Source organism: Sediminibacterium sp. TEGAF015 (assembly GCF_025997995.1).
Taxonomy (GTDB): Bacteria; Bacteroidota; Bacteroidia; order Chitinophagales; family Chitinophagaceae; genus Sediminibacterium.
The window spans coordinates 245,651-266,615 of record NZ_AP026683.1 but is presented as its reverse complement, the minus strand read 5'-3'; the positions used below and the strand labels follow the sequence as shown (position 1 = coordinate 266,615).

The following is a 20,965-nucleotide window of genomic DNA, read 5'->3' as shown; positions in this document are numbered from 1 at the left end:
GAGAGGGCAAAATTAAGGATTTTGAGGGGAACACTAGAGTAGCTTTCCCAGCAGGCCTATCAGTATTTCGGTACCATTCCGGATATTGGCAATGGCTTTTATCTTGTCATTGTTGCTTTTGGTATGGTCTTTCACAATTTTTATTAAGTCATTGAACTCAGCATGATTCATATTGTATTCTGCCAATAATTCTTTTAATCCGGGGGGATCAAAACTGCTGAGTGTTTTAATCTCCTTCGCCAATTCGGCGTCGGCCTCTTTTTGCGCCTGAGCAGCTTTTTTTTGCCATTGATTTTCCATGAAACGAATGAATTAGGAATAAGTTGGTTTGTAGTGATCGGGTTTTTCGAAATACAGCAGCTGGTTTATTGTTGCAAGATTTTTTCTAGGTCCTTGTTCAGGTTCACTACTATGCCCCCAATGTTTCCAGATGATTGTATAAATCGATCCAATAGTGCAGCTAACTCATCATAATTAATCCCTTTCTTATTTAGCCACTTAGACTGATGTAATAATTGCCGTTTTGCCTCATTTAATTTTACCGCAGATTCCAACAATTTTGTCATCTCGTTAGTAGCCAACTGATACTGCTTAAAGTCGGTATTGATTTGATTGAGTAGTTTTATTTTAGCCGAATCCAATGATAGTTGCATAGTATATTGTCTTTGATTGATTAAAGGCAAGGCAGCTTGCATCATTTCAGGAAGCGCAGTCTTCGGATCAGTTTCCTCCGCTAAATCTTCTGTCATTTTCGCCACAATTTTTGTTGTGTACTCTTTCTGAATAAAGTCGTTTACCCTGTTTTTTTTCTCCGCAAATACCTGATGCACCAATAATACATTCAAGCGATGCATTCTCTCTCCTTCCTCCTGGATTTTTTCGGATAAAGTAACGCTCTGAAGAGGAATACGGGTACAAGCGCTGCTACTTAAAACCAGACATAGCAACAACCTCATTGGATAAGACCAAAGAAATAACTTATGCATAAACCCTTTTTATCTGAGCAAAATAGGGTTTTGCGTAACCAAAAGAAACCGTGATTTCACGGTGTTTTTACTCCCCCAGCCAAGAATGCAAAATGGCTTTCTGTGCAGGATTAATATCGGGCATTGTTTGAATACGATACTGCGTTTTGCGCGGGCCGGATTTTTCATCAGTGGTGTTAATCAATTCAAGCCCCGCATAACCCAGGTATTGATTGTAGGGAATCGGTTGGGTGGTGAATACATAGTCAAATTCAGCTGCCAAAGACTTACCCGCCATTTGCTCACAGGCAGACTGAAATTCTGCATCTGTAAATCCTCGCTTCAATTTCTGGTAATACGCTCTGTACATAAAACGCATAACATCGTCAAGAGATTTTTTATTCTGAGAAGCCTGTCTGATGGCTAAATCAAGAATCATTCCCACTACTGGTCCTTTGTCATAATAAGAAATGGCTTTGTTTTTATCAACTCCGCTGGTACCAAAAGGACCGTCAGACCAGGTATTGTAACTGGACTGAATCAGACTCTGATATAGTTTACCGGGATTGTTTTCATGCGCCGTAATATTATTGGCCAGATTAGCAAAGAATATATTTTGTTCAACAATTTTAGCACGCTTTACCATCAGATATTCAAAGTAAACAGAGAGTCCCTCACTGATCCACAATTGTGTGGTACGGCTACCCTTATCATAATCAAAGGGACCGAGTTCTACCGGACGGATTCTTTTTACATTGTAATGATGAAAATATTCATGACTTAAAAAATTCATGATACGGTTGATATCAGCAGGTGTTTTTAATTCATTGCCACTAAAACTTACGGTGGTATTATTCAGGTGTTCTATACCACCTCTGCCAGGACCAATGCCAATAAATGTATATTCTTTAAAAGGGATATCATCTATAATATTTACGCCCTGTTCTATTGCTTTCTGTAAAGTATTCATGAACAATTGTTCATCAAAATTTCCCATTTTATATCCCACAAAACGATGAGGCACCCCTCTTACAGTAAAGGCAGGCAGCTCTTTTAAATCACCCACTAGAATTGGGCAATCGTATAAAATATCAAAATTTGGAGCTGTAAATACATTGGATTTCCCGGCAACTTTATCTAACCCTGTAGCTATTTTTCTAAAGCCTGGTTGATCGGCATAGTTCACCTGCACTTGCACGGGTAATTGCAGCATATCCTCTATGTATAGAAAATTATTAGCAGGAACAATATATGCATGTGCGCTGTCAATAAAACTATTGGCTACAAACTTTCGGTTGGTTTTTACCTGATAGGTAATGGTAAATGCTGATTTCTTTGGTGCTAGCACCTGCCAGGTGTTTTCAGCAAGTCTGTTCACTGTTAATGCCCTACCCTGTTGATTCCTGGCTTGCAGGGAATCCACACCTTTTGCATAGTTCATAAGCTGATAATAACCCGGCATCCAGTTGGGCAACTTAAAAACTAGTGTATCTCTGGCAAATCCCTTCGCCTCCAAACTAATATGAAATCTACCCTGCGCAGCTTGCGGCATGCGGACAGTGTATTTGAGGCTAGGCTGTGTGCTAATAGTTTGCGCATATGCACTAGTAGTCAAGAACATGCATGAAAGCAAGACAAGAAAAATCTTCTTCATAAACAATAATTTGTTTAACAAACAACTGATTTAAAGATAGATTTTCTACTACGAAACTAAATAACATTTTTACTTATGCACTTCACTGGTAAAGTGGAAAGTAATATCCGGATTATTTGTGATTTCCGTATTCAGGAACCATTCACTCTGTGCTAAATAAACCGGCTGACCGTCTTTGTCTTCTGCAGCGTTCTGCTGTTTAAAGCGAAGAAAATCATCCAGCTTCTTGGGATCCTTACTGGTTAACCAGCAGGCTTTATAGAAAGGCAAGGTTCTGAATTCACAAGCAGCTCCATATTCCTGCAACAAACGATATTGAATTACTTCAAACTGAAGATCTCCCACGCAACCAATGATTTTTTTATTGCCTCCGTGCTGTGTAAACAACTGAGCAACTCCCTCATCTGTCAACTGACTGATTCCTTTTTCCAGTTGCTTGGTTTTCATTGGATCCTTGTTCACCAGTTCTTTAAAGATTTCTGGAGAGAAAGTGGGGATACCGCTGAAGTAAAAATTTTCTCCTTCGGTTAATGTATCTCCTATTTTAAAGTTGCCTGTATCAAATAAACCAACCACATCTCCCGCATAAGCATCTTCCACTACTTCTTTGGAACGGGCCATGAAACTATATGGATTGCTGAAACGCATGTCTTTGTCTAAGCGTACATGGTGGTAATATTTATTGCGTTCGAACTTGCCACTACAAACCCGCATAAACGCAATACGGTCACGGTGTTTGGGGTCAAGGTTTGCGTGTATCTTGAAAATGAATCCGCTGAATTTCTCTTCACCCACTTCAATGGTTCTGGCGGTAGTTTCCCTGGAACGGGGAACTGGTGCAATCCTGATGAAAGTATCCAGCATTTCCTTAACCCCGAAATTATTAACGGCAGACCCAAAAAAAACGGGAGCGATGGAGCCGCTTAAATAATCAGCCGGATCCAAGTCACCATAAACGCCATCAATCAGTTCTACATCTTCTCTTAACTGATTGGCGTCCCTGGCACCAACTTTGGCATCCAGAACAGGATCTGCCAGATCGGTAATGGCAATCACATCTTCATCGTCAGCCTTGGTACTGGCTGTAAATAAACGAAGACTCTTATTATCTAAATTATATACTCCTTTAAATTCCTTTCCGCTATTGATTGGCCAGGTCATCGGATGCAAGGATATACCCAGCTCCTTTTCTATTTCTTCCAATAAATCAAAACGGTTCTTACCGTCACGGTCCATTTTATTAATGAACACAATTACGGGTGTGTCACGCATTCTACACACTTCCATCAAACGACGTGTCTGCGCCTCTACCCCGTTCACGCTATCAATCACGAGGATAACACTATCTACCGCCGTAAGGGTTCTATAGGTATCTTCCGCAAAGTCTTTGTGGCCGGGGGTATCCAATAAATTGATTAAAATATTCTGGTATTCAAAAGTCATTACAGAAGTAGCCACCGAGATACCTCTCTGTCTTTCAATTTCCATGAAATCTGATGTGGCACCCTTTTTAATTTTGTTGCTCTTAACCGCACCTGCTACCTGAATGGCACCTCCGAACAACAATAGTTTTTCGGTAAGGGTGGTTTTACCCGCATCCGGGTGGGAAATGATGGCAAATGTTTTCCTTCTGTTGATTTCTTTTTCGTACTTCATATCTATAATAAAAACGCCCCCAATAATGAAATGGAGGCGCAAAGGTAATTGATTAAATTTTAGTTCAGGCTCCTGAAATCTACTGGTACCAGCTTACTTACGCCCGGTTCCTGCATGGTTACGCCATAAATAACGTCTACGGCACCCATGGTTTGTTTATTGTGGGTAACAATAATGAACTGAGAATTATCACTAAACTTCTTAATCATCTGTGTAAACTTGCCCACGTTTGCATCATCCAAAGGTGCATCCACCTCATCCAGAATACAGAATGGAGCGGGCTTAATCAGATAAATCGCAAACAACAGCGCTGTAGCGGTTAGGGTTTTTTCTCCCCCGCTTAACTGGGTGATAGAACTTGGACGTTTGCCCTTCGGCTTGGCCACAATTTCAATACCTGTATCTGCTAAGTTATCCGGGTTCACCATCAACATATCAGCGGTATCTTCTTCTGTAAACAATGCCTTAAAGACTTTCTGGAAGTTCTCTCTCACTTTATTAAAAGTATCAAGGAACAACTGATTGGCTGTTTCTTCTACTTCAAGAATAGTTTGCAACAAACTTTCCTTGGCAGTAACTAGGTCATTTTTCTGTTCCAAAATGAAGTCGTATCGCTTCTTCATTTCTGTATACGCTTCAATAGCTGTAGGATTCACTTCACCCATATTGTCCATACGCTTGCGCATTCTGTCTGAAGCTGCCTGCAATTCTTCCAATGGGGTATCTGAAGTTCTGGGTTGATCAAGAATCTCGTCCAGTTCAATCTTAAACTCAACATGCAAGCGCTCCTTCATTCCAGCCAGTTGCAATTTCAACTCATTGAGTTTATCTTTCAATTCATTCACCAGGTGATCAATCATTTCCTTGCTCTTCACTTTCAGACGCAACTCACTTTCTTTTTCCTGCAAGGCATTTCTGAAATTATAATAGGCCTGATCTGCTTCATTCAGTTTTAATTCTTCCTCTTCTTTCTTACGCATTAATTCAAGCAATAGCGCTTCCACTTCCTGTAAAGAAGCTACGCCATCAACTATAGCCTGCTCCGCTTCAGCCAATTGAGCCGTATTGTTCTTGATTTGAACATGCAAATCGTTCAATTGATTTTCCTTAAACAATAACTCCTGTTTAATGGTCGTCAATTTGCTTTGCTGGCGGGTCAGCTGAAGATTCGTTTCATTAAACTGACCAGATGCAAAATGATAAGCCTGCTCAGATTCCTGATAATCCTGTTCCAGATTACGCATTTGTTCTGCAGTGTCCTGTAACTTACCATTTAATTCAGCAAGCAACTCTCTGGTTTCTGCAATCGCATCCTGTTCGTCTTGTAAGCGATTATCAATATCTGCCAAACGCTGCTCCCCATTTTGCTGGGCAGCCTGCAGGTTTTCAATTTTATTTTTAGCAGCAAAAACCTGGTTATTCAATTGGTTAATTTCCTGCTCAGTTGCTTTGATGGCATGCTCTTTCAACTGATCACTGAAAGTGATGACTTCATTATGCTTGGCCTGAATATCAGCTTTTAATAAGCTAACCACTGATTCCTGATCCTGAATTTCTTCAGCCAGCTTTTCCAAGTTCTTGGCACGTCCAATTTTCTTTCCTTCAAATAAGCCAATGCTACCACCAGTTAAAGTGTATTTACCTTTTACATATTTACCTGTTTTCTCCAACACCACAGCCCCGTTTGAATTGCGGATGGCTTCGTCGTTTTCGCCAATGTAAACATTTCCTAAAAGGTATTCAGCCAGTTTATAGTATTGATCATCCACTTCAATTACATCCAGCGCCTTTATGGTTTGGGCTGGCTGATGACTTTGTTGATGGAAATTGGCGAACTGATCTAATAAGAAGAAATTAGCCTTCCCTTTTTTATTGTCGTCCAATAAATGAACAGCTTTCAATCCTTCCTCCAGATTATTAACTACATAGTAGTTTAGATATGGCTCGAGTACATTTTCAACTGCAGTTCTATAATCTTCCTTTACATAAATGATATCAGATAAAATAGGGGCATTGTGGTTCCAGTCATTATTCTTGTGAAGGAACTTAATACTTTCCGGATACCCTTCCATTGAGTCAATCAGACTTTTCAACAGGTTATATTCATTGCGCTTAGCATCCAGTTTTCTGTTTTCATCAGCTAGTTCAGAACGCAATACTTCTAATTGCTGCTGGGTTTCAAAAATCTGCTCCTTGGTTTTTTCATGCTGTTCCTGTAACTGAACCAGGTCTACTCTTTTCATTTCCAGCGCCTCCTCTTTCTCAGCGCTTTCTGCCTGCAACTGCAACAACTGCTGTAAACGATTCGATTTCTCTTCATTTAACTGCAACTGCATTCGTTGAAGGTTCTGAATAGAAGTATCCGCAACGGCCACTTTTTTCTCTGCATCAAACTGATTGCGCTGGAATTGCTGGTATTGGTTTCTCACTGCATCTACCCCTGAGCGTTTCTCATCAAAAATCTGGCGCTTGCTCTCCACTTCCATCTTGGCTTCCTCTACTCTTTCCTGCAACCCTTTTAAGTTGGCTTCTTCTTCACCCACCTGCATCTGAGAGTATTCGATGGAATCTCCAATGGTTTTTAACTGACCTTCGGCTTTTTCTAGAAAGTCTTTCAGGTTATTTTCTTTTTCTCTCAGGTATTGCAATTTCTGGCTTGCCAGATTCTTATCGTTTTCGGTAGAACGAAGGTTTTGCTGCAATTCATTGAACCCGTGTTGCATGCTTTGTAAAGCACGTTCCTGTGTAATAAAAGCAACTTTCTCTTGTTCAATGGCAGCTTCTTCTGTGGCAATTTCTGCCTCCAGCTGCATTTTTTTATCCAGTTCCAATTCCTGCTGCTCGGTTAGTTCACGATAAGAAATATTAAACCCTTCTAACGCTGCTTTGGCCAATTCAACGGCAACTTCCTTGTATTCCTTTTTTATCTCATAAAACTTCTCTGCCTTTTTTGCTTGGCTCTCCAAAGTTTTCAATTGATTGTTAATTTCAAATAACAAGTCTTCAATACGGGCTAAATCCTGTTCAGTTGCATCCAGTTTATTTTTGGCTTCCTTCTTACGGGTTTTGTAAATAGTAATCCCGGCAGCCTGCTCTAGCATTCTCCTTCGGCTGTTGTCTTTGTCCTTGATGATATCATCCACCATGCCCAATTCAATAATGGCATAACTGTCTGTACTAACCCCGGTATCCAAAAACAGATTATGAATATCTTTTAACCGACAAGTAACATCGTTCAGTCGATATTCACTTTCCCCGTTTTTATAAAATCTTCTGGTAACAGTAACCGTACTGAACTCAGTAGGTAATAAATTCTTAGTGTTTTCAAAAGTAAGGCTCACTTCTGCCAGACCACTGGCACTTCTGGTTTTACTTCCGTTGAAAACCAGGGCTTCCAGGTTTTCACTTCTAAGGGCAGAGATCTTTTGCTCTCCAATTACCCAACGGATACTATCGATGATATTGCTTTTGCCACATCCGTTCGGTCCAATAATACCGGTAATGCCTTCATCAAAGCTCACCACCGTTTTATCAGCAAAACTTTTAAACCCCTTGATTTCTAATGATTTTAATCTCACGTTATCACTATTTAGTACCTGCGAACATAAGTTAAAAGAAGTAGAATTTATATAGGGGAAAGGCCATTGTGAATAATAAGTGAAGAAGAAATCTACCCCCACCTACTGAGAGCAAACTGCGGCTTCAATTAACTTAACACAAAATACTATTAATCAATAATTTACACAATTTTATTGCAATAAAATATTGTATTGTTGTATTCGAATTAGCAAGGAAGTTATCCACCAAAAATCGTGAATAAACCCAGTAGGTAAGGATACCAGCAAAGGTTGGTATGGATTGAACTTATATTTGTTTTATGCAATCTATTGTCTTTACGGTTACCAACGAAATCAGCTACGACCAGCGCATGCAGAGAATCTGCAGCTCACTGGCAGCAGCAGGATATCGCGTAACCATTATTGGTGTGAAGCGATCTGCAAGTTCGGTCATACCGATCGCCCCTTTGTATGGAAAATCCTATGAGCAGAAACGAATTCAATGCCTTTTCTTAAAAGGTCCATTATTTTATATTGAATTTAATATCAAACTAACTTTTTTATTACTATGGTTATCATATGATTATGTATGTGCAATTGATTTAGATACCGTACTATCCGTTCTTGCAGCAACTGCTATAAAAAGGAAGAAAAGAGTGTATGATGCACATGAGTTCTTTACCGAAATGAAGGAAGTCAGAACCCGGCCTTTCATATCTGCTATCTGGAGAACCATCGAGAAGCTTAGTTTGCCCCATTTCAAAAGAGGGTACACGGTGAATCAGGAACTCTCTGACCTCTTTTTCAAGCGACTTCAAATTAAATATGAAGTAATCCGGAACCTTCCTGCAGTGGGTTTTGAAGATCCAGCTGATTGTAAACGGTTAAAGAAAATAGCAGACGTTTTGGCAGAAACTGCGCTGGAAGGGGGTAAAAACAAATATACTTTTACTTCAGATAAACTGAATCAACTAATTCATAATCAATTAAAAGATAAATTTATTATATATCAAGGGGCCATCAACCATGGAAGAGGATTTGAAACCCTGATTCCGGCAATGAAAAAGGTGAATGCTCCCCTGCTTTTAGTGGGTACCGGCAATTTCCTTACCGAAGTTGAGGACCTAATCAATCAGCATAACCTGTCTGAAAAGGTTCTTATACACCCTCCCATACCCCCTGCCGAACTCAAGAAACTAACGCCATTGGCCTATATGGGAATTACCATTTTTGAGCCCGAGGGAGTAAATCAATACTATTCCCTGGCCAACCGGTTCTTTGATTATATGGCTGCCGGCATTCCGCAGGTCTGTGTAAACTACCCGGCCTATGCCGAAATAGGCCGACAATTTCCTTTTGCCTTGTTTATCAATGATATTGAATCGGATACCTTGAGCACTGCAATGAACAATTTACTCTCCGATGCTGTTTTGTATAGTAGTTTAAAGCAGGTCTGCCCCGAAGCCACCAAAAACCTGAATTGGGAGAAAGAATCGGAGCGGTTACTGGCATTTTATAGGAATTTATAATTTGGAAAAGCACTTACACATTATCGCATTTGATGTTCCCTATCCAACTGATTACGGTGGGGCCTGTGACGTATTTTACAAGCTCCCGGCTTTTCAAAAAGAGGGGATTAAAGTGCATTTACACTGTTTTGAATATGGGCGTGGACAACAACCCACTTTAGATAATTATTGTGAATCGGTACATTACTACCCACGAGTACAGGGCCATAAGGGATTTTCGAGCACCTTACCCTATATCGTTAGTAGCCGTATCAACGAAAATCTATATCAGAATATACTCAAAGACAACTACCCCATTTTTATGGAGGGAGTACATTGTACCTATTTATTGCACGACCCCCGATTTAAAAATCGAGACTGTTTTGTTAGGCTTCACAATGTAGAGTATCGCTATTACCAAGATTTATACAAAAATGCCAGTTCTCCTTTAAAGAAAGCCTATTATTGGAATGAATCCAGGCTTTTAAAAAAATACGAAGCGGATTTAGCAGGAAGGGCTACTTTTTGGGGAGTGAAAGAGGCGGATAACGATGTGTATCGAAAAGAGTTTGGCTGTAAAAATATTGAAGAACTATCCCTCTATATTCCGAATTGGGAGCTCACCGCCCCAGAAGGAATAGGTTCTTATTGCTTGTACCATGGCGACCTAAGCGTGGAAGCCAATGAAAAAGCAGCAACCTGGTTATTAGAGAAAGTATTTAAAAATATAGAGATCCCGCTGGTGATAGCCGGTAAAAATCCCTCCGAAAAACTTAAGAAACTAGCTTATTCCAGTCGATATTCTTGTTTGGTAGCTAACCCAAGCGAGAAAGAAATGCAGGACATGATTGCCAAAGCCCATATTAATGTATTGCCCGCTTATATTAGTACAGGAATGAAATTCAAATTACTGAATGCGCTATTCAATGGCAGACATGTGGTGGTAAATGAAGCCATGATTGCGGATTCTGGCCTCGAACCTCTTTGTCATACAGGTACTACTGCGAATGCATTTCAGGAAATCATCCTGCAACTTTACCACCAGCCTTTTTCTGAGGAAGAGATAAAACTTAGAAAAAAATGGTTGGTTCCCCGTTTCAACAATACAGCCAATGCCAAAAAGCAAGTAGGTTGGATCTGGGGTTAGTGAGCAGCCATTTGTGCAGCACTATCCGCTACTCTCCCATTTTCGGTTTTTAGCATTCTACTGGGGTAGCGATTGATCACAATAAAATCGTGGGTAGCCATCACTACTGAAGTACCGTAATCTCTTGCAATCTGGAACAGCAATTGCATGATTTCATCACTGGTTTCCGGATCCAGATTACCAGTAGGTTCATCCGCTAATATGAGTTTGGGGGAGTTGAGCAGGGCGCGGGCAATTTCAACCCTTTGTTGTTCGCCACCACTCATTTCAAAAGGCATTTTAAAGCCCTTGCTTTTTAATCCCACTTTATCTAAAACATCGTTGATTTTTTCTTCAATTAACCTTTCGTCTTTCCAGCCCGTTGCTTTCAAAACAAATTTCAGATTCTCGTGTACATTTCTGTCTGTAAGCAATTGAAAATCCTGAAACACTACACCTAGGTTTCTTCTTAGAAATGGTACTTTTTTCCAATCCATACCTCTTAAATCAAAACCTACTACAGATGCTTCCCCTTCTGTTAATGTAAGCTCCCCATATAAAGTCTTTAATAAACTACTCTTACCCGTTCCTGTTTTACCCACGAGGTAAACAAACTCACCTTTGTTAATGGTAAAGTTAACATCCTGCAAAATCAGGCTGCTGCCTTGATAAATATTCACATGCTTTAAAGAGACAACGGTTTCAGACATAGTATGCATTAAAATGTGTTACAAATATAAGTGCTGACGCCTCAATTAAAGGTTAATATTGATAAAAGACTTCCCCAAAGCCACCCTTGAGTGTTAAGGAAGATTTTCCGTTCTGAGAAGCTTCTACCCTTCCTACAACCTGTGCTTCAATACCCAGTTCAGCCGCAATGGCAATAAGGGCTTCAGCCGTATTTTGATTGGTAAAAATTTCCAAGCGATGTCCCATGTTGAATACCTGATACATTTCCTTGTAATCCGCACCAGAGTTCTCCTGTATAATCTTAAATATGGGAGGAAGCTCAAACAGATTGTCCTTTACAATATGTAAAGGCTTGGGCAAGTATTTCATGCATTTGGTTTGGCCGCCACCACTGCAATGAATAGCTCCGTGAATTTCATTGAAATGCAGATCCAATATTTTTTTCATTAAAGGAGCATAGGTTCTGGTAGGGGACAATAATAATTTTCCAACCGGTATTTTCTCTCCTTTGATATTCACGATATCGGTCATTTTGTTTTTACCGATATACACTACTTTATCCTGCAACTTGGGTTCAAAAGTTTCTGGATACTGACGGGCATACATTTTATCCAATACATCGTGTCGTGCACTGGTTAACCCATTGCTTCCCAATCCGCTGTTGTATTCGGTTTCATAATGCGCTTTACCTGCACTGGCAAATCCCACAATTACATCCCCTTCCTGTATCTTATCATTGGTGATGAGTTTATCCTTGGGCCAGCGGGATGTCATGGTACCATTTACAGCGACTGTTCTAACCACATCTCCCACATCAGCCGTTTCACCTCCGAGGTAATGAATATTTACACCGTATGCTTTCAGGGTATCAAAAAACTCCTGTGTACCGTTGATGATGGCTTCCAGTACATCCCCATTGATCAGCATTTTATTTCTGTCGATGGTGCTGGAAAATAATAGCTGATCGGTAACACCCACACAAAGTAAATCATCCAGATTCATGGCTACCGCGTCCTGTGCAATCCCTTTCCACACACTGATATCACCCGTCTCTTTCCAATATAAATAGGCCAGTATACTCTTCGTACCTGCCCCGTCTGCATGCATAATATTTACCCAGGCCGGGTCATTGCACAAAAAGTCGGGATAGATCTTACAGAATGCATGGGCATACAAGCCCTGGTCTAATTTCTGAATGGCCTGATGCACTTCTTCTTTTTGTGCAGAAACCCCTCTTTGTGCGTATAAAGACATGAATGGATGTTTTGAAAGTATGGAATGGGGGCAAAGGTACAAAAACGAGGTATCTTACCGGCAGGAACTTTGGCGGGGACTCCGTACTTTTGCGCCGATTATGAAGGTATTTCGTGAATTGGCAAACGACTTGCCCGCGTTCAGGAACGCGGTGATTACCATTGGCACATTTGACGGAGTTCATCAGGGACATCAGCAGATATTGCAGCAAATGAAATCGGAAGCAGCCCGTGTGAATGGTGAAACCGTTATCATTACTTTCCACCCCCACCCGCGTAAAATTGTTTCTTCTGTTCCGGGAGATATTAAACTGATTAATACCCTTGAGGAAAAAACTGCTTTATTGGAAAAAGCTGGTATTGATAATCTGGTAGTGATTCCTTTTGATCATCAGTTTTCGAATCAATCAGCGGACGAATATGTACAAAACTTTTTATACCGCTATTTCAAACCCAGCGTTATCATTATTGGTTACGATCATCGTTTTGGAAAAGGCAGAACGGGGGATTATCACTTGCTAGAAAAATATGGCCGCGAACTGGGATTTGAAGTGAAAGAAATTTCAGAAGAAATGCTGAATCAGGTTGTGATTAGCTCTACCCGTATCAGAGAAGCTTTATTGAATAATGATATTGCTACGGCCAATCATTTCTTAGGCTATTCCTATTTCTTTGAAGGGCTGGTAGTAGAAGGAAATAAAATCGGAAGAACCATTGGCTTCCCAACAGCCAATCTGCATATCAGCAGCGAAGAAAAACTGATCCCTGCGAATGGTGTGTATGCTGTGAAAATTCAACTGGGCTCAGAATCCTTTACTGGCATGATGAATATTGGCGTGAGACCAACCGTAGACGGAAAGAAGCGCGTGATTGAAGTGAATATTTTTGATTTCAACAGAGACATTTACGGGCAACAACTTATCATCCGCATAGAAAAATTTCTTCGCGGCGAAGTCAAATTCAATGGACTGGAAGAATTAAAGTCGCAGTTGAACGCCGACAGAAATCAGGCAATGGCTGCGTTTGCATCTTAATTGAGATGCCGCGCGAAGCGCGGAATCGGTTTATGCCATAATTTTTACTACCAATTCTTTCATGAGACCCGCATCATTGGCGGAACCATTGTGTACGCCCAAGCTGCGTAAATTGTATTCGTGTAATAGTAAGAGAACTTTCTCAACTGCTGCAAAATCATACTTGCGCGCGGCGGCGTAATACTCTTTCACAAAAAACGGAGAAACACCCAGCGCCGCCGCAGCAGCGGACTCATTCTTGTCCGGCAAAGCCAAGAGCACGTAGAGTTTACTAAAGAAATTATAGATAGAGGGCAATATCAATTGAATAGGACCAGCTTTGGGGTTGGATTCAAAATATTGAATAATCCGAATCGATTTAGCCAGGTCTTTCTGTGCCACCGCCGCCTGCAATTCAAAGGCATTGAATTCCTTGCTCACCCCAATAAAATTTTCCACGTCTTCTTCCGCAATGGATTTTCGCGTGCCCATATTGAGCATGAGCTTTTCAATTTCATTTTCAATCCTGCTCAAATCGTTACCAATATGGTCTACCAGCATGGCCAATGCCTTTGGCGAGATTGAAAGCCCATGATTTTTTATCATCTGACCCGCCCAATCTGGAAGCTGATTATCGTATAATTTTTTGGTGGTAAGTACTTCGGCTTTGGTCTTTTTTAAAGCAGCAGCCAGTTTCCCCCTCCCATCTACTTTCTTTTCTTTATGGCTGACTACAAAAATCGTAGAAGACAGGGGTTGCTCAATATAGCCGATAAGCTTTTCCAGGTCTTTCATCTGCTGTGCCTCTTTCAAAATAACCACTTGTTTATCTCCAAACATGGGATAGCGCTTACAGGCATTCACAACATCCGCCCAATCAGCATCTTTCCCGTAGAAAACACTCAGATTAAATTCTGCCTCAGCCGGAGACAACAATTTTTTCTCGGCATAATCTACCAGAACATCAATAAAATAAGCTTCTTCACCCTCCAGCCAGTACACAGGTTTAAAGCTATTATTCTTCCAATCCGATAAAATTTTCTCCGCAGACATGGCGCAAAGATGCTGAACCCCAAAGGATTTTCCATATCACAATCCCCTTTTTTGTACACAATTTTCGAGGCTTTTTCAATTTTGGCACGGTTTTGGAAAATAGAGGTCGAGAAGCAATCAAAAATTTAAAAATCGAGACTATGAGTACAGTAAACAATGGTGCAGCACCAGATAATCGCAAGACCATTTATGGGATATTAATTGCCGCATTGGTATTAACCTGGGGCTATATTTTCTATGATAAAAGCCAGACTAAGGAAACCATCCAGGGATTGGAAACCAAGATCAGCAATGTAGATAGCGCAAGACTGGCCATCCAGCAGGAGTTCATGAATGTTTCTGCTAAAGCGGATTCTTTAACCAAAGATAACCTTGAATTACAGGGAGATTTGGCCGAGAGAAATGCAGATATCCAGAAATTAAAAGGCAATATCAGTTCCATATTAAAGAAGCGTAACGCAACTGAAAAGGAACTGGCAGAAGCCAAGCAAATGATTGGCGAATTGAACGGAAAGATTGATGGCCTGTTTGCTGAAATTGAAAAATTAAAAGGTGAAAATCTGCAATTGACCAATGCAAACGAACAATTGAATACAGAAAAAACGCAGTTGACTGCCGATAAGCAAAACCTGGAGTCTACATTAAACACAACCAAGAACGAAAAGAAGCAATTGGAAGATAAAGTTGATGTAGCATCTACCTTACATGCTTCCAGAATAGGCATCAATGCCATCAATATCAAAGGTTCAGGCAAGGAAAAAGAAACCACAACCGCAAAGCGTGCCGATTTAATCAGAATCTCATTTGTGATTGATGAAAACAGAATTACGCCTTCCGGTACCAAAGAATTCTATGTAGTGGTAACTGCTCCTGATGGAAAAGTAATAACTGAAGGCGCCAACTTTAATACCAGAGAAGAAGGCAGCCGTCCTTATACCAGCAAAGTATCTGTCAACTATGAGCAGAACAAAGCCATCCCGGTAAGTTTTGACTGGAAGCAAAAAGATGCGTACAAAGAAGGCGATTACAAAATTGAAATTTATAATAACGGATTTAAGATAGGTCAGGGCGTTAAAACCCTGAAGAAAGGTGGATTATTTAGTTAATCATACAGTTAGTTAGTTTAGCAAGCAATCGTGAAAGAGCCGCCTCATTTTTGAGGCGGTTTCTTTTTTTAGGACAAGTCTAGTCCCGTAAAGTCTTATCATTTTTACCCCGAGAAAACTATAACCCAACCAAAAGCTTATTTTAGTAGCATGTTTAATAAGGGTTTCAACTTTACCAATATGCTCTTTATGATGGCCATTGCCATTGTAAGTGGAACCATTGTGTATTCCCAATACATTGCACAGCAAATAGCGGGTAAAGAAAGACTGGCGGTGGAAGCCTGGGTAGAAGCCGAAAGAACCATACTCAATGCAACTGATACGGTATCGTTGAATCTGGCTGCAAAAATTATTACAGAGAACACAACCATCCCCATCATCGAAACCGATGACAAAGACCAGCCCACCGGTAACTATGTAAACCTTGATTCTTCTGCTGTTAAAGAAGACCCACAATATTTACAGAAACAACTGGCTGTTTTTAAACGCTACAGCAAAACACCCATAGAAGTAAAACTGAAAGCCGCAGATAGTACCAGCATCCGTTACTATTACGGACAGAGTAAACTATTCAGAGAAGCCCAATGGTATCCAATTGTACAATTGATGCTAGTAATCATGTTTGTGTGGATTGTAATTTACTCTTTAAGAACCCGTCACAAAAGCGGACAGAACCAATTATGGGCATCCATGGCCAAGGAAACGGCACATCAGTTGGGCACACCTGTAAGCAGTCTGGAAGGGTGGCTGGAAATTCTGAAAGAAAAAGAAGACAGTAAAAGCATTGCAGCTGAAATAGCCAAAGATGTGAATCGCCTGCAACTGATTACCGATCGCTTCGGCAAGATAGGCAGCACCCCGAAAACAGAATTATGTAAGCCGTATGAAAGGGTGCAAATGGTGATGGAATACATGAAAAAAAGAAGTAGCGATCAGGTGCAGTTTCAGCTGAACGGAGGCAATGCTGTTAACACAGAATGTCTGCTCTCCCCTACTTTATTTGATTGGGTCATTGAAAATTTACTCAAAAATGCACTGGATGCAATGGATGGAAAAGGCAGCATTGAAATTGACATGAAACAGGACAACTGGCAATTAGAGATTTGTGTAAAAGACAGTGGCAAAGGCATTCCGCATAACCAATGGAAAAAAGTTTTTCAACCGGGTTTCACCACTAAAAAAAGAGGCTGGGGAATTGGTTTGTCTTTGAGCAAACGCATCATTGAACAATACCACAAGGGAGACTTATTTGTACAATCCAGTGAACTAAATAAGGGAACTGTATTCTGCATACAGCTCCCTTTAGCAAATTAGGTGATTTTTATCTTGAAATTTTATAATTAAGAAAACTTTTCAATAAAATGGTTGACAAGTAATATATGGTTAGAATAATGAAAAACTGTAAAAATAAAATGACTGCTAATCGCCATTTTGGCAAAACTTTATTCAACCTATTTTCTTCATTTTTTTCAGAGTTTCTTTCATTATTATAAATATGTAAAAATTCTTGAACTATAATCGAGTTTAGAATTATGAATAGAGTTAACTGTAAAGCAAGGTTATTTGTTCGCTTGAAAATAATAAAGCAAAAAATCACAAGAATTACTTGAACTGACTCTCTAGTTTTTTTCATGGTAAAAAAAATTTAAAAAACCATACACCAAGCAAAACTTATTGAGATTCCAACCCATCCTCCTGCATTATTAAATGCCTGCTTTAAAATTCGACCAGCCATATTATAAACAAATGCATATCCCATTGGAGAACCTGTAAGTGCACCATAAATATCACGGATTATTTTATAATTACCAATTAGCATACCGCCTACAGCATCAAACAAACATGAAGAGATTTCATTTAAATAAACATTTGTTAATTGTATCCCAGATGGTGGGGTCCCAATAGTTGGGTCATTTTGAAAATAAAAATCGATAGCATTACGAACTACTTCAATTTGAGCTTGTTGAGAAAGCTGATTGAAATCAGTATTATTGTAATTTATCAATGCAGCGTCCGCAAGCACAAGTGACATATTAGCAATAAATGGATCTGAAGATTGTCCGTTTTGTTCAAAAATATTTTCTAAGCTTGCATTTACTTGATATGCTGCGCTAATGAACTGATTAAATGAAGTAGTATTCATTGAGCCAGCATACTCATCATATAAGCTTAAATTTCCATATACCGAATGGTATAACAAATTTACAAAATTTGGGTCGGCCACTAATGAATTTACAACTGAGGGTTCATTAGTGGAGTAAGACTTCAACACATTTGAATAACGTCCTAATGCAATATTTTGTAATGCTAAAGTTCGCCATTGATTTAAGGCAATTTTTGCTTCATTAATCTTTTTGTGTGTTAGCTTAAATTGAGCACTTGAAATCTCGTCGGATTGGTCAATTTTCACCAAGTCACTCTTTTTACATGAGAAGATTAATCCAAAAAAAAATAAGAAACAGAGAGATTTTGAAATTTGTTTGATAAATAGCATAAAAATTATTTTTTCAAACTTAATTTCAGCGAATTTCAAGAAATATAAATTTTTCACATAACCCCTATATAACTTCATGAAACTGGTCATTTATTTCATGAATGGCTACAGTCTCTTCACCGATCCCCCACTCCCCACTTTAATATCTCTGATATTGCCTTCGCCTTTGTAACGAATAGATCCACCACTGCTGGCACGGGCAATCATTTCTTTGGACACTTGCACCTGTACAGAGCCACCACTGGAGCTTTCAGCATCACAAGTTTTAGCAGACAATTCATAGCCTTTGAACATGGCGCCACTACTGGCATCTACACTAATATCATCCGCTTTGCCAGATAGTTCAGCCAGCGCACCACTGCTCATACGAACCGTTAATTTATCAAAGTCAAGGTTGGTACCAGAAACCAAGGCACCACTGCTGGCGTTGATTTTATTCAGGTCTTTGAATGAAAGATAAACCGTTACTTTCCAGTTCTTCCATTGTTTCCAGAACTGCCAATCCTGGTTACGGGTAATTTTCAATACCCCATCTTTCACAGTGGTTTCAATGTATTCAAGATAAGCCGGGTCTCCTGCCGCAACCGCCAGCTCTTCCTTATCGCCCTGCGTTAAAATCAATTTGATGCCGGAAGAAACTTCTACAGCGTGAAAAGACTTTACGCTTCTTTTTTCAACATGAGGTTCATTCACAGTTTTTTGTGCCATTACAGCCAAGCCCGCAAAAGTGAATGACAATAAGAATAGTATTTTTTTCATAAACGATTTTTCTATGAAACGAACGCCCGGAAAAAAAGTTACTACCGTTCATCATTCCTTATCGCAGTACAACCGCTCCTAATGCCGGCAAATGCACTTTCAGCTGATAACACTTGGAAGGCTTGTCTACCAATTTACTTTGTATAGAGGGATTAAACACGTCGCCTGTTCCCCAGAATTCCTTGCTATCGCTATTGAAGATTTCTGTCCACTTTCCCTTTCCGTGAACATAAATCTCCCAGTCGTGACGAACCACTGGGGTCACGTTCAATATTACCAGCACATCGTCTTTCTCTTTTTTACCTTTTCGCTTATATACCATCACCGAATCACTGCGGTGGTTCAGATCCACCCATTCAAAACCTCCTGGTTCAAATTGCTTTTCATATAATGCGGGTTCTGATTTGTACAATTGATTCAATTGTTGCACACAATATTTCATACCGCCATGGCTAACATGTTGGAGTAATTCCCACTGCAATTCCGATTTATAATTCCATTCATTGGTAGCCCCAAATTCATTCCCCATAAACAAGAGCTTGGCACCCGGATGCGTAAACATATAAGTATAGAGAATACGAAGATTGGCAAACTTCTGCCACTCGTCACCAGGCATTTTATAAATCATCGGACTCTTGCCGTGCACTACTTCATCATGACTCAGTGGTAGCATGAAATTCTCATCATAGAAATACATCATGCTGAAAGAAAATTTATCCTGATGAAACTGCCTGAAGATGGGATCCATTTTAAAATAGTCCAGGGTATCGTGCATCCATCCCATCATCCATTTCATGCCAAAGCCAAGTCCACCTTCAAATGTAGGCTTACTGATTTTGGGCCAGTCTGTTGCTTCTTCAGCAATGGTTTGAATATCTGGAAAGTCTCTGTAAAGGGTTTCATTCAGATCTTTAATAAAAGCAATGGCTTCAAGGTTGCCGTTTCCACCGTATTCATTCGGCTCCCACTGGCCTTCACTGCGGCTGTAATCCAGGCGCAGCATGGAACTCACCGCGTCAACTCTTAATCCATCCGTATGAAACTGATCGCACCAGAATCGGGCACTACTAATTAAAAATGATTTTACTTCACCGCGCTTATAATTAAATATATAAGAGTTCCAATCCGGATGATACCCTTTGCGCATATCAGCATATTCATACGTATGCGTCCCGTCGAACATGAACAAACCATGTGCATCATAAGGGAAGTGCGAAGGCACCCAATCTAAAATCACCCCAATACCGGCCTGATGAAAAGCATCTACTAAGTATGCATATCCCTGCGGGGATCCAAATCGTGAAGTGGGCGCAAAGTAGCCAGTGCCCTGATAGCCCCAGCTTCCATCAAAAGGATGCTCCATTACAGGCATAAACTCAACATGCGTGAATCCCATTTCTTTTACATACGGCACCAATCTTTCTGCTATCTGCTCATAGGTATTATATGACTCTTCATCATTTTTATCTGGACGCATCCAGCTGGCTAGGTGCACTTCATACACACTGTAAGGACTCTTGAGTGAATTGTGTTTTTTTCGGTGCTTCATCCATTCCTGATCCTTCCATTCATAATCGGTTTGCCAGGTAATAGAAGCAGTAAAAGGTCGCTTCTCCCAATAATGGGCAAATGGATCGCCCTTGTCTAGTTTGATTCCATTGAATCCGTGAATATGGTATTTGTAAGCTTCCCCTTCTTGAATACCTGGAATAAATCCTTCCCAAATACCTGAATTGTCTAATCGTACTTTTAAAGGATGACTTGTTTTGTCCCAATTATTAAAATAGCCCGTTACCGAAATATAAGTAGCATTGGGTGCCCATACTGCAAAATAAGTTCCTCTTACACCCAGCACTTCTAATTGCTTATTGCCAAAGTAATTGTAAAGTTGGTAGTGCGTTCCCTGCTGAAAATTTCGAACATCCGCTTCTGTAAACAAAGAATAATTCCAAACCGCCTGCTGTGTATCAACAAAATGTATTTCTTCAAATTTTTTTGGGGTATCCTTTACAACTTTCTGTTTAGTACTAGTTCCTTTAGTTGGCTTTATTGGTTCAGACATATGATAAAATTATTTAACAGAAATATATGATGAATGGAAAATTTCTGTCATAAGTTTTATGGAATTTAC

At 40.0% G+C, this 20,965-nt stretch carries 16 protein-coding genes; 5 read left to right on the top strand and 11 right to left on the bottom strand.

The window, feature by feature from the left end; all coding sequences use genetic code 11:
• Positions 1 to 33: 33 nt before the first annotated feature.
• The 5 genes from TEGAF0_RS01170 to smc all read right to left on the bottom strand — a co-directional run bounded on the left by TEGAF0_RS01170 (position 34) and on the right by smc (position 7,853).
• Positions 34 to 300: a hypothetical protein gene (locus tag TEGAF0_RS01170; protein WP_264899372.1), complete on the bottom strand. Its 267-nt coding sequence runs from the start codon at positions 298 to 300 to the stop codon at positions 34 to 36.
• Positions 301 to 365: 65 nt separating this feature from the next.
• Complete coding sequence (locus tag TEGAF0_RS01165; protein ID WP_264899370.1) at positions 366 to 986, bottom strand: hypothetical protein; 621 nt, start codon at positions 984 to 986, stop codon at positions 366 to 368.
• Positions 987 to 1,053: 67 nt separating this feature from the next.
• Entirely contained in the window at positions 1,054 to 2,619 is a 1,566-nt protein-coding gene (locus TEGAF0_RS01160; protein WP_264899368.1) for a M61 family metallopeptidase, read from the bottom strand.
• A 69-nt stretch (positions 2,620 to 2,688) separates the two neighbouring features.
• Positions 2,689 to 4,275 (bottom strand): peptide chain release factor 3, encoded by a 1,587-nt coding sequence (locus TEGAF0_RS01155; protein ID WP_264899366.1) that lies wholly within the window; start codon positions 4,273 to 4,275, stop codon positions 2,689 to 2,691.
• A 59-nt stretch (positions 4,276 to 4,334) separates the two neighbouring features.
• Positions 4,335 to 7,853, bottom strand: coding sequence for a chromosome segregation protein SMC (gene smc / locus TEGAF0_RS01150; RefSeq protein ID WP_264899364.1), 3,519 nt, complete (start codon positions 7,851 to 7,853; stop codon positions 4,335 to 4,337).
• A 299-nt stretch (positions 7,854 to 8,152) separates the two neighbouring features.
• Here smc and TEGAF0_RS01145 point away from each other — a divergent pair, with 299 nt between their 5' ends.
• Together TEGAF0_RS01145 and TEGAF0_RS01140 are read left to right on the top strand one after the other, a co-directional pair.
• Positions 8,153 to 9,361 (top strand): glycosyltransferase, encoded by a 1,209-nt coding sequence (locus tag TEGAF0_RS01145; protein ID WP_264899362.1) that lies wholly within the window; start codon positions 8,153 to 8,155, stop codon positions 9,359 to 9,361.
• 1 nt (position 9,362) lies between these two features.
• Positions 9,363 to 10,487: a glycosyltransferase family 4 protein gene (locus tag TEGAF0_RS01140; RefSeq protein WP_264899360.1), complete on the top strand. Its 1,125-nt coding sequence runs from the start codon at positions 9,363 to 9,365 to the stop codon at positions 10,485 to 10,487.
• Here the strand turns inward: TEGAF0_RS01140 and TEGAF0_RS01135 are convergent.
• Positions 10,484 to 11,176 carry a cell division ATP-binding protein FtsE gene (locus tag TEGAF0_RS01135; RefSeq protein WP_264899358.1) on the bottom strand — a complete coding sequence of 231 codons (693 nt, stop codon included), beginning with the start codon at positions 11,174 to 11,176 and terminating at the stop codon, positions 10,484 to 10,486. The two genes, TEGAF0_RS01140 and TEGAF0_RS01135, sit on opposite strands and share 4 nt — an antisense overlap.
• 52 nt (positions 11,177 to 11,228) lie before the next feature.
• Positions 11,229 to 12,410, bottom strand: a complete 1,182-nt coding sequence (locus tag TEGAF0_RS01130) for an AIR synthase related protein (protein ID WP_264899356.1) — start codon at positions 12,408 to 12,410, stop codon at positions 11,229 to 11,231.
• A 100-nt stretch (positions 12,411 to 12,510) separates the two neighbouring features.
• Here TEGAF0_RS01130 and TEGAF0_RS01125 point away from each other — a divergent pair, with 100 nt between their 5' ends.
• Positions 12,511 to 13,443 carry a bifunctional riboflavin kinase/FAD synthetase gene (locus TEGAF0_RS01125; RefSeq protein ID WP_264899354.1) on the top strand — a complete coding sequence of 311 codons (933 nt, stop codon included), beginning with the start codon at positions 12,511 to 12,513 and terminating at the stop codon, positions 13,441 to 13,443.
• Positions 13,444 to 13,473: 30 nt separating this feature from the next.
• On the opposite strand, the gene holA is transcribed toward TEGAF0_RS01125, so the two are convergent.
• Positions 13,474 to 14,475, bottom strand: coding sequence for a DNA polymerase III subunit delta (gene holA / locus TEGAF0_RS01120; RefSeq protein ID WP_264899352.1), 1,002 nt, complete (start codon positions 14,473 to 14,475; stop codon positions 13,474 to 13,476).
• 140 nt (positions 14,476 to 14,615) lie between these two features.
• Between holA and TEGAF0_RS01115 the strand changes: the two genes are divergently transcribed.
• Together TEGAF0_RS01115 and TEGAF0_RS01110 are read left to right on the top strand one after the other, a co-directional pair.
• A complete protein-coding gene (locus TEGAF0_RS01115) occupies positions 14,616 to 15,581 on the top strand; it encodes a hypothetical protein (protein ID WP_264899351.1) in 966 nt (321 codons plus the stop codon).
• A 150-nt stretch (positions 15,582 to 15,731) separates the two neighbouring features.
• Positions 15,732 to 16,895: a sensor histidine kinase gene (locus tag TEGAF0_RS01110; protein WP_264899350.1), complete on the top strand. Its 1,164-nt coding sequence runs from the start codon at positions 15,732 to 15,734 to the stop codon at positions 16,893 to 16,895.
• Between the two features lie 331 nt (positions 16,896 to 17,226).
• Here the strand turns inward: TEGAF0_RS01110 and TEGAF0_RS01105 are convergent, their stop codons facing one another.
• The 3 genes from TEGAF0_RS01105 to glgB all read right to left on the bottom strand — a co-directional run bounded on the left by TEGAF0_RS01105 (position 17,227) and on the right by glgB (position 20,896).
• Positions 17,227 to 18,114, bottom strand: coding sequence for a hypothetical protein (locus TEGAF0_RS01105; RefSeq protein ID WP_264899348.1), 888 nt, complete (start codon positions 18,112 to 18,114; stop codon positions 17,227 to 17,229).
• A gap of 66 nt (positions 18,115 to 18,180) precedes the next feature.
• Entirely contained in the window at positions 18,181 to 18,834 is a 654-nt protein-coding gene (locus tag TEGAF0_RS01100) for a head GIN domain-containing protein (protein ID WP_264899346.1), read from the bottom strand.
• 58 nt (positions 18,835 to 18,892) lie between these two features.
• A complete protein-coding gene (gene glgB / locus TEGAF0_RS01095; protein ID WP_264899345.1) occupies positions 18,893 to 20,896 on the bottom strand; it encodes a 1,4-alpha-glucan branching protein GlgB in 2,004 nt (667 codons plus the stop codon).
• Positions 20,897 to 20,965: the final 69 nt, after the last annotated feature.